At 58.6% G+C, this 12,961-nt stretch carries 11 protein-coding genes; 7 read left to right on the top strand and 4 right to left on the bottom strand.

Annotated elements, in window-relative coordinates:
- Positions 1-34: 34 nt before the first annotated feature.
- Positions 35-1,921 carry a PhoX family protein gene (locus tag D3P04_RS05765; RefSeq protein WP_119746823.1) on the bottom strand — a complete coding sequence of 629 codons (1,887 nt, stop codon included), beginning with the start codon at positions 1,919-1,921 and terminating at the stop codon, positions 35-37.
- Between the two features lie 249 nt (positions 1,922-2,170).
- On the opposite strand from D3P04_RS05765, the gene phnD reads away from it, so the two are divergent.
- The 4 genes from phnD (at position 2,171) to phnE (D3P04_RS05745) (ending at position 5,623) form a co-directional block, all read left to right on the top strand.
- Complete coding sequence (phnD, locus tag D3P04_RS05760) at positions 2,171-3,121, top strand: phosphate/phosphite/phosphonate ABC transporter substrate-binding protein (RefSeq protein ID WP_119746821.1); 951 nt, start codon at positions 2,171-2,173, stop codon at positions 3,119-3,121.
- 68 nt (positions 3,122-3,189) lie between these two features.
- Complete coding sequence (gene phnC, locus D3P04_RS05755; RefSeq protein WP_119746819.1) at positions 3,190-4,011, top strand: phosphonate ABC transporter ATP-binding protein; 822 nt, start codon at positions 3,190-3,192, stop codon at positions 4,009-4,011.
- Positions 4,008-4,814 carry a phosphonate ABC transporter, permease protein PhnE gene (phnE, locus tag D3P04_RS05750; protein WP_119746817.1) on the top strand — a complete coding sequence of 269 codons (807 nt, stop codon included), beginning with the start codon at positions 4,008-4,010 and terminating at the stop codon, positions 4,812-4,814. The genes phnC and phnE (D3P04_RS05750) overlap by 4 nt, the downstream gene beginning before the upstream one ends.
- Positions 4,811-5,623: a phosphonate ABC transporter, permease protein PhnE gene (gene phnE / locus D3P04_RS05745; protein ID WP_119746815.1), complete on the top strand. Its 813-nt coding sequence runs from the start codon at positions 4,811-4,813 to the stop codon at positions 5,621-5,623. The genes phnE (D3P04_RS05750) and phnE (D3P04_RS05745) overlap by 4 nt, the downstream gene beginning before the upstream one ends.
- Before the next feature lie 380 nt (positions 5,624-6,003).
- On the opposite strand, the gene arsJ is transcribed toward phnE (D3P04_RS05745), so the two are convergent.
- From arsJ to D3P04_RS05725, 3 genes are read right to left on the bottom strand one after another with little or no spacing between them, the layout of a single operon-like run.
- Positions 6,004-7,257, bottom strand: coding sequence for an organoarsenical effux MFS transporter ArsJ (gene arsJ / locus D3P04_RS05735; RefSeq protein WP_269902618.1), 1,254 nt, complete (start codon positions 7,255-7,257; stop codon positions 6,004-6,006).
- The gene (locus D3P04_RS05730) at positions 7,254-8,255 is read right to left on the bottom strand and encodes an ArsJ-associated glyceraldehyde-3-phosphate dehydrogenase (RefSeq protein WP_119746811.1); all 1,002 of its coding nucleotides are present in this window, start codon (positions 8,253-8,255) and stop codon (positions 7,254-7,256) included. Before D3P04_RS05730 ends, arsJ begins: the two co-directional genes overlap by 4 nt.
- Entirely contained in the window at positions 8,252-9,091 is an 840-nt protein-coding gene (locus tag D3P04_RS05725) for an arsenate reductase/protein-tyrosine-phosphatase family protein (protein WP_119746809.1), read from the bottom strand. Before D3P04_RS05725 ends, D3P04_RS05730 begins: the two co-directional genes overlap by 4 nt.
- A 294-nt stretch (positions 9,092-9,385) precedes the next feature.
- Between D3P04_RS05725 and D3P04_RS05720 the strand changes: the two genes are divergently transcribed.
- From D3P04_RS05720 to D3P04_RS05710, 3 genes are read left to right on the top strand one after another with little or no spacing between them, the layout of a single operon-like run.
- Positions 9,386-10,219, top strand: a complete 834-nt coding sequence (locus D3P04_RS05720; protein WP_119747114.1) for a substrate-binding domain-containing protein — start codon at positions 9,386-9,388, stop codon at positions 10,217-10,219.
- The gene (locus D3P04_RS05715) at positions 10,219-11,655 is read left to right on the top strand and encodes an ATP-binding protein (protein WP_119746807.1); all 1,437 of its coding nucleotides are present in this window, start codon (positions 10,219-10,221) and stop codon (positions 11,653-11,655) included. Before D3P04_RS05720 ends, D3P04_RS05715 begins: the two co-directional genes overlap by 1 nt.
- Positions 11,649-12,878, top strand: coding sequence for a sigma-54-dependent transcriptional regulator (locus D3P04_RS05710; RefSeq protein WP_119746805.1), 1,230 nt, complete (start codon positions 11,649-11,651; stop codon positions 12,876-12,878). Before D3P04_RS05715 ends, D3P04_RS05710 begins: the two co-directional genes overlap by 7 nt.
- Positions 12,879-12,961: the final 83 nt, after the last annotated feature.

Raw genomic sequence — 12,961 nt, 5'->3', positions numbered from 1 at the left:
ACAGCCCCTCATTCGCAGCTTCCCTCTCTGCGCCTTACCCGATTTGCGCACCGTCCTCGCGTGTGATCGCGACGATCGTTGAACGGGGCAGGCTGTCTTCCCCGTCCGGGAAGGGAGCATCGGGGTGCTGGATGCCGACGAACATGGTCCGCTTGTCGGCAGACCAACACAAACCGGTCACTTCGCAACCAAACGGGCCGGTCAGGAATCGCTGGATCTTACCGGTTGACGGGTCGCCAACCAGCATCTGGTTGTTCCCCTGGCCTTCGAAATCACCCTCGTTGCTGTCATCGCCATCGGTCTGGATCCAAATCATGCCGGTAGAGTCGATGATCATGCCATCGGGAGAGTTGAACATGTTGCCCGCGGTAATATTGCGCGATCCGGCATAGTCATCATCATGTTTTGTCGGATTACCGGCCATGACATAAAGGTCCCAGGTAAAGTCCGGGCTGGCATGGTTCTCTTCTGCCGGACGCCAGCGCACGATTTGACCATAGCCATTCTCTGCGCGCGGGTTGGGACCACCAACGGGGGTTTCGTCTCCGCCGGCGTTCGGCTCGACACCACGTTTGCTGTTGTTGGTCAGCGCGCAATACGCTTCGGCCGCGATGGGGCTCACGGCGACCCATTCCGGGCGATCCATCGTCGTTGCACCCGCCTTGGATGCCGCGATCCGGCTAAAGACCAGGATTTCGTCCTCGGCCATTTCTGTCGTTTCAGGGGTCAGGGGAAGCCATTGTCCCGAGCCATCCTCAAGGAACTTTGCCGCATAGAGGGTGCCATTATCGAGCAGCGTGGAAGTGTCGCCACCGGGCACGTAAACTTCGTTCGACACGTATTTGTAAAGAAACTCGCTCCGCTCATCATCACCCAGATAGACGACAACGCGACCGTCGGGTGCGATTACGCAGGCAGCGTTTTCGTGCTTGAACCGCCCAAGCGCAGTGCGCTTGACCGGCGTGGAGTCAGGATCGGACGGGTCGATCTCGACGACCCAGCCTTGCGTGTTCGGCTCGTTGGGGTCCTTCGAAAGATCGAAGCGGTCATCGAATTTCTCGTAACCGTAACGCCCTTCGACATTCAGGCCATAGCGCACCTGTTCGGTTGTGCGCTCCAGATTGGCATCGGTCGATCCGAAATAGCCGTTGAAGTTTTCTTCGCAGGTCAAATAGGTGCCCCATGGCGTCTTACCGGAGCCGCAATTGTTCATCGTGCCGCGTGCGGTCATGCCCGTCGGGTCCGAGACAGTTTTCAGAAGATCGGAACCAGTTGCCGGACCGCTCATCTGGATCTCGGTGTCTTGTGTGATACGGCGGTTGAAAGGGCTGTCGACAACAACGGACCAACCGCTATCGGTCTCGGCCACTTCCATTACGGTCACTCCCTGCAGGTTGCGCAGGAGTTGGGCGTCTTCGGCACTATCCGCCACGCCGTCCGCATGCGTGTTCGGCAGATTGATCTTCGTATTCGCGTATTCGTGGTTGATGGCAATCACTTGCTTATTCCCGACAACAAAGAGCTCCATACCGTCGGTATTTTCTCCAAACACGCGTTCCGACGCGGCAAAGGAGACACCGTTTGCGGGGTCAAAAGGTTCCGCATCCGCGAACAAGGCATCGCCCCACTTGATTACTGGTTTCCAGCTGTATCCCTCGGGCACACGGACTGTATCATCGGTCGCGATCAGGATCGGTTTGAAGGCGAAGCGCGTCACCTGCTGCGCCTGTGCGGAAGTGCCGTTCAAGAGGCCCGCGCTCATAGCCGCGGCCCCGGAACCAACAGCGACCAGGCCAGAGAGGAAGCCGCGACGCGAGAGACCCGCCTCAACGATCCGGTCGAATTCCGTCCCTTCCGGGCGTGGGTCGTTCAACTCATCCCACTCGTCCCAGCTCAATGCGCTACGATCCGAATCTTTCATGATTTCTGGCTCCCAGTCTTTTGCTGCGCGGGAACCTATCGATCGAACGCAACCAAAAAATGACAGCCAGATATTTGATGGCTCTTGTCGCTTACCGGTGCACTGCAAAGAAGAGGTGGAGCAATCAAAGGAGCGCTCCCACAACTTGTCCGACTACAAAAATCACTATCGAAACAAACAACTGGCGTCACCTCACTGTCACAGTAAGGCGCTAGTTCCAGCAGAATTCATATCACCTTGGGGAACAAGATGAAAACTCTGACTAATCTGACTGCTGTAGCTGCGATTCTTACCGCTGTGCCCGCCTATGCCGAATTCAAACTGGACAGCCGCTTCGCGGACGCCGACGGCGACCTAATCGCAGACATCCCGACTGATGCGTCACAGCTGATCGATCCGTCAACACTGATTTTTGCCTACACCCCGGTCGAGGATCCCGCCGTATACGCCGAGGTCTGGCAAGGCTTCCTCGACCATATGGTCGAAGTGACCGGTAAGGAGGTTCAGTTCTTCCCGGTCCAGTCGAACGCCGCTCAGATAGAGGCGATGCGCGCAGGGCGCCTGCACGTCGCCGGCTTCAACACCGGATCGAACCCACTAGCCGTGGCCTGCGCAGGCTTTCGCCCCTTCACCATGATGGCCGCCGAGGACGGCTCATTCGGATACGAGATGGAGATCATCACCTACCCGGATTCCGGCATCGAAAAGGTCGAGGATATCGCTGGCAACAAGATGGCCTTCACCTCTGAGACCTCGAATTCGGGCTTCAAGGCGCCTTCCGCGATTCTTTCGGCGGAATTCGGGATGGAAGCCGGTGAAAATTTCGAGCCGGTGTTTTCGGGGGCGCATGACAGCTCGATCCTCGGCGTAGCCAACAAGGACTACCCGGCCGCCGCCATTGCGAACTCGGTCAAAGGCCGTATGTTCGAACGTGACGTGGTGACCGAAGACCAACTGGTGACAATCTACACCTCGCAGACTTTCCCGACGACGGGCTATGGCACGGCGCACAACCTGACCCCCGAGCTCCAGGAGAAAATTCAAGAGGCTTTCTTCAGTTTCGATTGGAAAGGATCCGCGCTGCTGGAAGAGTTCAGCAAATCGGGCGAGGCCAAGTTCATTCCGATCACTTTCCAAGAAGACTGGGCCGTGATCCGGACCATCGACGAGGCCAACGGCGTCGCCTACGAATGTAACTGAGTCTCCGGCAAATTCTGACATCCACGGGCGGCCGCACGTTGCCCGTGTATTCGTGCGAGACCAATTGAATGCTGACTCTCTCAGGCCTGTCCAAGACCTACAAAACCGGCGATACCGCCCTCGCCGATGTTACCCTGACCGTGCCCGAGGGCCAGATACTCGGCCTGATCGGCCCCTCTGGTGCAGGTAAATCCACGCTGATCCGTTGTATCAACCGGCTTGTCGAGCCGACCGCGGGAGAAGTCACGCTGGGTAAAGTGAACCTCGTGGGCCTCGGCAAGTCGGAGCTACGACGGCAGAGACGCCGCATTGGCATGATTTTCCAGGAATACGCATTGGTCGAACGGCTGACCGTGATGGAAAACGTGCTTTCCGGGCGCCTCGGCTATGTTCCGTTCTGGCGCAGCTTTCTGCGAAAGTATCCGGGTGCTGATGTCCAGCGTGCCTATCAGCTTCTCGACCGCGTCGGGCTGATCGATCATGCCGACAAGCGTGCCGACGCTCTGTCCGGTGGGCAGCGCCAGAGGGTCGGTATCGCCCGAGCCCTCGCTCAGGATCCAGAACTACTACTGGTCGATGAACCGACCGCGAGTCTCGACCCCAAGACGAGCCGACAAATCATGCGCCTTCTAACAGAAATCTGTGCCGAGCGTGGCCTACCGGCCATCGTCAACATCCATGACGTGCCACTGGCCCAGCAGTTCATGCAGCGGATCGTCGGGCTGCGCGCGGGGCGTGTCGTCTTCGACGGATCGCCCGATGAATTGACCGAGGCAACGCTTACCACGATTTATGGAGAGGAGGACTGGAACGAGATGCGCCGAGGCGACGAGGAGCAGGCCAAGGCGGAAGCCGACGCCCGCGAGCGGATGGAAGCCCTCGCCCAATGACCACACAAGCCTACCCCACAACCTGGCGACGCCCGCCGCAGATTATTAAGAACCACCACTGGCGCCTCGCTTTGCAGGTCGGCATCCTTGTTTACCTCGTGCTGGCAGTGAGCACTGTGGATGTGAACTGGGCCCGCGTCTACGAAGGGTTGGAGCGCGGGCAGCGCTTCATCATGGGTTTCCTTCAGCCCGATTTCACCAGCCGCTGGAAGGACATCAGCCAGGGACTTGTCGAGAGCCTGACGATGACGCTGACCTCCACGGTCGTCGGTGTTTTGATATCCATTCCCGTCGGGATCGGCGCTGCACGCAACCTCACACCGCGCTGGATCTACTATTTCTGCCGCGCGATCATCGCCACCAGCCGGGCCTTGCAGGAGATAATCATTGCGATTTTTTTCGTAGCGATGTTCGGCTTCGGTCCCTTTGCGGGCTTCATCACCCTGTCTTTCGCCACCATCGGCTTCATCGCCAAGTTGCTGGCCGATGATATCGAAGAGATCGACGCCGCCCAGGCCGAGTCGATCCGCTCCACCGGGGCTTCCTGGTGGCAAGTGGTCAATTACGCGGTTCAGCCACAGGTAATGCCCCGACTGATCGGTCTTTCGCTCTACCGGCTCGATATCAATTTCCGCGAAAGCGCGGTGATCGGCATCGTCGGGGCGGGAGGCATCGGCGCCACACTCAACACCGCCATTGACCGCTATGAATATGACAGCGCCGGAGCGATCCTGCTCATCGTTATCGCCATTGTTATGGTAGCCGAATACAGTTCCAGCTACTTGCGGAAGTTCCTGCAATGACCGAGATTTCCCACTATAGTCAGGTCTGGTCCCATCGTAGCCCGCGCGGGCGGCTGATGCTCTGGGTCGGATGGCTGGCCCTTGTCGCGCTCTTCGTCTGGTGCTGGAAGTTGATGACAGCAGACACGATCTGGTTCTTCGTGGCCGATGCACCCAAGCAAGCCGCCGACATCGGCAGCCGCATGATCCCTCCGCGCTGGAGCTACCTGCCCGAGCTGATGCAACCGCTCTGGGACACGATCAACATCGCCACATTGGGCACCATCGGAGGGGTGATCATGGCAGTGCCGGTCGCCTTCATGGCAGCCCGCAACACCACGCCCTCGGCCACGATCCTGCGGCCCCTTGCGCTTTTCATCATCGTGGCCTCGCGTTCGATCAACTCGCTGATCTGGGCGCTGCTGCTGGTGACCATCATCGGGCCAGGCCTGCTAGCTGGAATCGTTGCCATCGCGCTGCGCTCCATCGGCTTCGTCGGCAAGCTGCTCTACGAGGCGATCGAGGAAACCGATGTCACCCAGATCGAGGCGATCGAGGCTACGGGCGCCAGCAGTGCACAGGTTCTCAACTACGGGATTGTCCCGCAAATCATGCCAGCCTTCTGGGGAATCACTGTCTTTCGCTGGGATATCAATATCCGGGAAAGCACAATCCTGGGCCTTGTGGGAGCAGGGGGCATCGGCCTGAAACTCCAAGCTTCGCTTAATACCCTCGCATGGAGCCAGGTAACGGTGATCCTGCTTTTGATCCTTGCCACGGTCGTGCTGAGCGAATGGGTTTCGGCTCGGATACGCCACGCTATCCTCTAATCGAGCAGGTTCGCAGACCACCTAAACTGCTCAGTTCAGGGAGTGGTGGCGCCATATATTTAATGGCCCTTTGAACCTATTGGCGCGCGGCAAAGAAGAGTTGGGGTATACAAAGGAGCGCTCCCATAACTTGTCCGGCCGCGAATATCCCTGTTGGGACAAGCAACTGGCGATCCGGCGCAATAACAGCCGCCGCAGCTTGCGGTAGCATTGTGGTGACGCAAATCAAGAAGCCCATATAGACTAAGCGCGCTGGCAGCATGCTTCTCTCCTTCCACTGGCCCCATTGATCAGGATAAGATGTAAGCACTGATTGAGTGACCGAAGTCGTAATCCATCCGCTGAGACAAGTTCGGGTTAATCTGACGACACATCCGCTATCACGCCGGCCGCAACCGCCCTGCCCCAACCCAACTAAGGGCAATCAGCGCGGCCGCGGTCGCCAGGCAGAGCGCCAGCCCGCCAAGCTGATAGCTGAGCCCCGACAACAGCGTGCCCAGCAATCGGCCAGCCGCATTGGCCATGTAGTAAAACCCCACATCCATCGTCACTCGCCCGGAGGTCGAGAAGGCGAGGATCAGGTAGGAATGCAGCGAGGAATTGACCGCGAAGATGGCCCCAAAGACCAGCAGGCCGATCACGATCGCGGCGGTCAGTCCCGGCCCCGGCGCGCCCACGCTCCAGATCAGCACGGCCAAAGCCGCCGGAACGACGAACAGGAACCCGGCCCAACGCCGGGCCTCCCGGATCAATTCCGCCTCCGGGCGCTTCGCGGCCCCGAGCAAGCGCGGCGCAGCCGCCTGCACCGCCCCATAAAGGATGGTCCAGACCGCCATGAATGTGCCGATCATGAAGAAGGCGGCGCGGTTGCCCTCTTCCGACCCGTCGGACAGCACCGCGTAGAAATAGATCGGGATGCCGACGACGAACCACACATCGCGGGCACCGAACAGGAACAGCCGCGCCGCCGACAGTCGGTTGATATTCCGGTCCTTGGAAAACACTTCGCGGAACTTTGCGCCTTTCCTGCCCTGCGGCAGCCCCGCCGGCATTTTCAGCAGGACAGCAAGCAGGATCAGCGCCAGCACCAAGGCCATCGCCAGGATCGCGGGCACGAAGCCCAGAACGGCCAGCAGCACCGCCCCAAGCAGAAAGCCTGCCCCCTTCACCGCGTTCTTGGAGCCGGTCAGCAGCGCCACCCACCGAAACAACCCGCCCTCGCCCGAGGGGGCAAGCAGCTTCACGGCGCTTTTCGCGCTCATCTTGGACAGGTCCTTCGCCACGCCCGACGCCCCCTGCACCCCCATGACATAGACAACCGAGGCCCAGAGGCTCCAGCCCGGATCGAGCGCCGCCAGCGCCAGAAGCGCCAGCACCTGGATGCCCAGCCCCGCGTAAAGCGTCGAGGTCAGGCCGAAACGCGCGGCGATCCAGCCCGCCGAGAGGTTGGTGACGATGCCCGCCACTTCGTAAAGCAGGAACAAATAGGCCAACTGCACCGGCGAGAAACCGAGCGTGTGAAAATGCAGCAGCACCAGCATCCGCAGGGCGCCATCGGTCAGCATAAAGGCCCAATAGGCGGCGGTCACGGTGATATAGGCGGCAAGCCCCTCGGGCCGGGTTGTGGCGGTCACAATGACGCCCCGACCATCCGCGCGACATCGATCAGCCGGTGGGCATAGCCCATTTCGTTGTCATACCACGCATAAATCTTGACCTGCGTGCCCGCGACAACCATCGTCGATGGCCCGTCCACGATGCTGGACCTTGTGTCATTCACGTAATCGGCCGAGACCAGCGGGCGGTCTTCGAAGCCTAGGATGCCTTGTAGCGGCCCCTCGGCGGCGGCACGCAGCATCGTGTTCACCTCTTCGGCGCTGGTCTCGCGGGCCACTTCGAACACGCAATCGGTCAGCGAAGCGTTGAGCAGCGGCACCCGCACCGCATGACCGTTCAGCCGCCCCTTGAGCTCGGGATAGATCAGCGTGATCGCCGTGGCCGAGCCGGTTGTGGTCGGGATCAGCGAATTCAACGCCGAGCGGGCGCGGCGCAAATCCTTGGCCGGACGGTCCACGATTGTCTGGGTATTTGTCACATCATGGATCGTGGTGATCGAGCCGTGGCGGATGCCCAGCCCCTCATGGATGACCTTGACCACGGGGGCGAGGCAGTTCGTCGTGCAGCTTGCCGCCGTGATAATGTCATGCCGGGCGGGGTCATAGGTCTCGTGATTGACCCCATGAACGATATTCGCAACCGGCCCATCTTTCACCGGCGCGCTGACGATGACCTTCTTCACACCGGCGGCGAAATATGCGGCGAGTTTCGCCTCGCTCTTGAACACCCCTGTGCAATCGATCACCACATCGACACCGTCGAGCGGTAAATCCTCGATGCGCGCTGCGTTGCGAACAGGCAGGCGAATACCGTCAATGCCGATGCTGTCAGTGTCATGGGTGAACTCGGCAGGCCAACGGCCATGCACGCTGTCAAATTCCAGGAGATGGGCGTGCATCTCTGGGTCGCCCACCGCATCGTTGATCCAGGCGATTTCGGCCCCGCTTTCCAGCAGCGGCCGCAGCGCCAGCTTGCCGATCCGGCCAAGCCCGTTCAGCGCATAGGTGATGCTCATTGTGCCTCCAGGTCGCGGGCAATGTCGTCCACGCGATGTTGCAGCGAAATGCGATCAAGGCTGTCCAGCGGCAGCGCGGTGAAGGCGAGGATACGGTTGCGCAAACCGGCATAGGCCTGCTGGAAGGCAAGTTTCTTTTCGGCCTCGGTCCCCTCTGCCTTCACCGGATCGGGCATCCCCCAATGCGCGCTGATAGGTTGACCGGCCCATGCCGGGCATTCTTCGTTCGCAGCGCGGTCGCAGACAGTAAATACGAAGTCCATCTGAGGTGCGTCGGGGCCTTGGAACTCGGCGACATTCTTTGCCCACAGGTCCGCGATGTCATGCCCCTTATGGGCGAGCATCTCGATGGCAAAGGGATTTAATTTGGAATAGGGGTGGGTGCCGGCGGAATAGGCATTGAAGCGGTCTCCGGCCTCGAAGCGCAGGATCGATTCGCCAAATATCGAGCGGGCGGAATTGCCAGTGCAGATGAACAGGACATTGTATTTCCGATCGGACATGGGTCTTTCTCCGGAAGGGGTGGGTTGAATGAATGGCTGGCAGAGATCGGGGCGGCCACGGCAGCAATCGGCGACTAGGTAGCCGATCAGCGCCGCGGATTGTTCGATCTCGGCGCGGTAAAGCAATGACCGGCCCTCGCGGGCCTGGGAAATCAACCCGGCTGCACGCAGCGAGGCCAGGTAGGATGACAGGGTATTCTGACGCGCATCGATCGCCTCGGCCAGCTCTCCGGCAGAAACCTGGTCCGGATAGCGCCGCACCAGCAGCCGGAACAGGCCCAGCCGTTGCGGATGGGCGAGCGAGGCGAGCTGGTCTATGCGATTCGTATCCATATTTCGAGAATATTCGATATATGAGCATCGGCAAGTATGATCTGCACAAAGCTCCCTTGAGGATATTGACTCATTGGCACGATGTGCTGGTAAGAGACGACCATAGGCGATAAATGTAGTGCGCCTTGAACCTGCGCCATATCGGCCGGGAATATAGCCACCCGGCCAAACGCCTTTCACCATAAAGAACTGTTTTCATGACCATAACGCACTATGGCTTTAATAAAAATTATAGCCCAGTATCGGTGATGCATTGAGAAATTTACCATAGGAACGCCCATGTTGAGCAGGCGGATGTTTTCTATCGGCGCAGCAACGCTCGGTTTTCTAAGTCGACAAGCCGACGCACAAACGAGCTTTCGATTAGGGCTAACGCCGGTGTTTCTCGACAATGACTCCGAAACCATCGATCGCCTGCGCACATCTCTGAGCTATGCGGCGGGCATGCCAGTCACCCTGGTCCAGAAACGCACATACCAGGAGGTAACCGGATTATTGCTCGAAGGCGGTGTGGATGCGGCGTGGCTATGTGGCTATCCATTCCTCCAACATCGGGATGAGCTTTCCCTGGTCGCTGTCCCGCTCTGGCAAGGCGCGCCGACCTACCGATCCTACCTGATCACTTCTGCCGAAGATCCGGCATCGGGCCTGACCGACCTTAGAGGCGGCGCACACGCATTCTCAGATCCTAATTCGAATTCCGGATATCTCGTAACAGCCTCTGATCTTGCTCGCAACAATCTGAGGCCGGAGCAATTTTTCTCTCGTATCATTTTCACTTACGGGCATAGGAATGTCGTCAGGGCAGTGGCGGGCGGCCTAGTCAGATCGGGCAGCGTGGATGGATATGTCTGGGAAGCACTCACGAAGGTGGAACCAGAACTTACCGATCGCACCCGGGTCGTTTCCCGATCCGAACCTCTGGGCTTTCCGCCGTTCTGCGCAAGGACAGACCGGATCGGCGAACCCGATCTTGCCGTATTTCAGGCGGCCTTGCTACAGATGGCCGAGTCCGAACGAGGGCGAGATGCCTTGACGCTACTACAACTGGACGGAATGATTCGGGGAGAAGTGGCCTTGTTCGATGGTATCCTCACCCGGATGCAGGATCTCGCTGGACATCACTGATGGGCCGCTTCCTTTATCTCCCCCTCTCGCTTCGTGTTCCACTTTTGGCAGCAGTGTTGATGATATTGGTAGGTGTGATCGCGTCGCATCAGGTGCTTTCGACGCTTGATCGAGTGCAGGACAACAGACTTCGTGAGCTTGCCCGGCTTCATATTGAAGGTCTGTCACTGGCGCTTGGTCCCTCTGTTCTACGAAAAGATATCTGGGAGGTTTACGACACGCTCGACCGTGCCAGTTCTACGGGAAGTTCGCGCAGAATGCTTCTGACTGTCGTTGCCGACGAAACCGGGAAAGTCCTGGCGGCGACGGATCCCCGGCGAGTCCCGATTGACACCTCAATCGATGCTTTAGCGGAGGAGGCCCAACGCCTCGATGCGATTACTTTTGCAAGAAATTCCTCGCATGTCAGGGTTCGTGCCCCATTGGTTTACCAGGGGCGCGATGTCGGAAAAATCGTCACGGATCTCGATGTCAGAGACATGAGTGCCGAGCGTCGGCGCGCAGAACTTTTGCTGATTATTGGCAATACGCTGTTAACTGCTGCAATGGCACTTGTCGGATATCTTGCGGTTCGGCGAATGCTGCGCCCCGTAACGCAACTGGCGCGACGGATGGATGCGACAATCGGGCAGCCCAGTCCAATTCCCGCTGTCCAGGTTCCGCGCGGAGATTCGGAAGTTGCACGCCTCTTTCAGACCTACAACGCGATGGCCGAAGCCATTGAGGCGCGCAGCGAGGCTGAACGCCAATTGGCTGAACGTGAGCGGTTTGTGAGTCTCGGACAGCTTTCTTCCTCGCTCGCCCACGAGATCAACAATCCCCTGGGCGGTCTGATAAATGCGACCGACACCATCCGCCGCTTTGCCGACCGGCCGGATGTGGTTCGGCAATCGGCTGAATTGCTCGAGCGCGGATTAAAACATTTGCGGGACGTGACTCACGCCACACTCGAGCAAAACCGGATAGATCAAGATGGCCCGGATATGTCGCTGGATGATCTGGCAGATCTGCGCCTGCTGATCGGCCCTGAAATTACCAGGCACGAGCAACGGCTCGATTGGCGGATCGAACTCGACCCGAAAAATTTATCGGGTCACGATGCAGGAATGCTTCGGCAGGTTCTGCTCAACCTGCTGCTGAACGCATCAAACGCAGCAAAGCATGGGGGAAAAGTTGGGTTGCATGCGTATCTGGCCGGAGATGCATTGCGGTTCGAAATTTTCGATAATGGATCCGGAATGCCCGCCCCTGCCCTACGGCGCCTGCAAGGTTCGGAGCCAATTTTGCCCGGCGAAGGGGTCGGATTGCGAATGGTGCGAGAACTTGTGGGAATGCTTGCCGGAACCATCACACATTTAGCCCCACCGGATGGCGGCACCCGGATCATCATCTCACTTCCATGTAATCCACCAACTCCGGCCAGCCAGTCATGCTAAATCAACGCCGCATTGCTCTAATCGAAGATGACGAAATCATGGGCGGCTCAATCGCGCAGAGACTGAAATTGGAAGGAGCCGAAATCATCTGGCATAAACAGATGGTCCGGGCACTGGGAGCAATTCGCACCCCGCGTGCGCCCATTGACGCAGTGATCTGCGACATCATCTTGCCGGACGGCACCGGCGAGGACTTGTTCGCAACGCTGTGCCGAACCTCTACTCCACCCCCATTTTTGTTCATCACAGGGCAGGGAAGCATCGCCCAGGCGGTTCGCCTCATGCAGTCCGGCGCCGTGGATTACGTAACGAAACCCTTCGACATGTCGGTGTTTCTGGATCGGTTGGTATTGCTGATGAAACCACGCAATGCACTTGAAATGCCTCCTCTGGTGGGTATCTCGCCTGCAGCGCAGAGAGTTGAAGAACTGGTGGAGCAGGCCGCCAACCGTAACGGTCATGTAACGATTCTTGGTGGTCCCGGCACCGGAAAAATCTCGATTGCTAAGCGACTACACGAACTTTCCGACCGCTGCTCTGCGCCTTTCTTGACCGTAAATTTCGCGAGGGACCAGAAGGTTGAGCAAGCGCTGTTCGCAGCAGGCGGCGCAATGGAAGCTGTTGGAGAGGGCATCCTTTGCCTACAATCCATCGATCGGATGAGTGAAGCGTTACAGGATCGTTTGCTCACGTCGCTTGATCGGGATTTTGCCGGCCGTATCATTTCGACCACCGACCCGACAATCGAGGACGAGGTTGCATCAGGATCGTTCCGCGCCGATCTGTTTGCCCAACTCTCCGAGGTCGAAATTCCGGTCCCGCCTTTTCGTCAACGGCCTGACGATGCGGTATGGCTGATGAATCGTCTCTTCGACCAGCTGAATGCAAAACACGATCCCCCCTTGCGCGGCATTAGCGCCCTGACCGAACAGGCTCTGCGCGGCCATGACCTGTCCGGTGGCGGTCGGGAAATTCGGACCCGTCTGACTCGGGCGATTCAGACCGCGCGGGACGGCTGGATACAGCCCGCAGACCTTTTTCCCGAGAGACTCGCCGAAGGTGACTGGTTCCTGACCCTGGCAGAAGCACGTGATGCGGCAGAGCGGTCACAGATCATCGCGGCGCTGGAACAGACCGGCGGACATCTTGGCAAGACCGCCAAACTCTTGCGGATCGCTCGGACGACATTATGGGAAAAGATGCAGAAGTTCGGGCTTTCCTGATTATTTCCCTTGGCTTTCGCGGCTAATGTTCGGGAAACCGAACATCAATAAAATATAAATTAATACAATTTATTACCAGATTT

This window comes from Paracoccus onubensis (assembly GCF_003591515.1).
In the GTDB taxonomy this organism is placed as follows: domain Bacteria; phylum Pseudomonadota; class Alphaproteobacteria; order Rhodobacterales; family Rhodobacteraceae; genus Paracoccus; species Paracoccus onubensis.
This window is presented reverse-complemented; position numbering and strand designations above follow the sequence as displayed.